Source organism: Paenibacillus sp. 32352, from assembly GCF_002042965.1.
In the GTDB taxonomy this organism is placed as follows: domain Bacteria; phylum Bacillota; class Bacilli; order Paenibacillales; family NBRC-103111; genus Paenibacillus_S; species Paenibacillus_S vulneris.
Genome location: NZ_MZNT01000032.1, coordinates 1 through 1,351, shown reverse-complemented (window position 1 = coordinate 1,351; position 1,351 = coordinate 1). Strand labels below are relative to the sequence as shown.

The window sequence follows — 1,351 nt, the reverse complement described above, 5'->3', positions numbered from 1 at the left end:
GAAGCAGTCTGGAAAGGCTCACCATAGGGGGTAAAAGTCCTGTAGCCAAAAATCAACGTATCGCTAGACGGATCCCGAGTACCGCGAGACACGTGAAACCTCGTGGGAAGCAGGCAGGACCATCTGCCAAGGCTAAATACTCCCTAGCGACCGATAGTGAAGCAGTACCGTGAGGGAAAGGTGAAAAGAACCGCGGGAGCGGAGTGAAATAGAACCTGAAACCGTGTGCTTACAAGAAGTCAGAGCCCGTTAATGGGTGATGGCGTGCCTTTTGTAGAATGAACCGGCGAGTTACGTTCCCGTGCAAGGTTAAGGTGAAGAGCCGAAGCCGCAGCGAAAGCGAGTCTGAATAGGGCGAATTAGTACGTGGGCGTAGACCCGAAACCGTGTGATCTACCCCTGTCCAGGGTGAAGGTGCGGTAACACGCACTGGAGGCCCGAACCCACGAATGTTGAAAAATTCGGGGATGAGGTGGGGGTAGCGGAGAAATTCCAATCGAACTCGGAGATAGCTGGTTCTCCCCGAAATAGCTTTAGGGCTAGCCTCGGGAGATGAGTAGTGGAGGTAAAGCACTGATTGGGTGCGGGGCCCGCCAAGGGTTACCAAGTCCAGTCAAACTCTGAATGCCACATACTTTATCCCGGGAGTCAGACAGTGAGTGCTAAGATCCATTGTCAAGAGGGAAACAGCCCAGACCATCAGCTAAGGTCCCCAAGTGTGTGTTAAGTGGGAAAGGATGTGGAGTTGCGCAGACAACCAGGATGTTGGCTTAGAAGCAGCCACCATTGAAAGAGTGCGTAATAGCTCACTGGTCGAGTGACTCTGCGCCGAAAATGTAACGGGGCTAAACACGCCACCGAAGCTATGGCCTGAGCATCTAAAGATGCTCTTGGGTAGGGGAGCGTTGTATGCAGGTTGAAGGTGTACCGTAAGGAGCGCTGGACAGCATACAAGTGAGAATGCCGGTATGAGTAACGAAAAGACAAGTGAGAATCTTGTCCGCCGAAAGCCTAAGGGTTCCTGAGGAAGGCTCGTCCACTCAGGGTAAGTCGGGACCTAAGGCGAGGCCGAAAGGCGTAGTCGAAGGACAACAGGTTGAAATTCCTGTACCACCGTGAACCGTTATGAGCGATGGGGTGACGCAGAAGGATAGTGACGCGGGCTGATGGATGCCCGTCCAAGCAGAGAGGCTGATGTGTAGGCAAATCCGCACATCGTAAGGCTGGTCTGTGATGGGGAGTGAAAATTACAGTAGCGAAGGTCATGAGTTCAGGCTGCCAAGAAAAGCCTCTAGCCAGGGAGAAGGTGCCCGTACCGCAAACCGACACAGGTAGGCGAGCAGAGCATGCT

1 rRNA gene is annotated in these 1,351 nt (G+C 53.4%); it reads left to right on the top strand.

The annotated features are described in order from the left end of the window. A 23S ribosomal RNA gene (locus B1728_RS35390) occupies nucleotides 1-1,351 on the top strand; the annotation flags it as partial.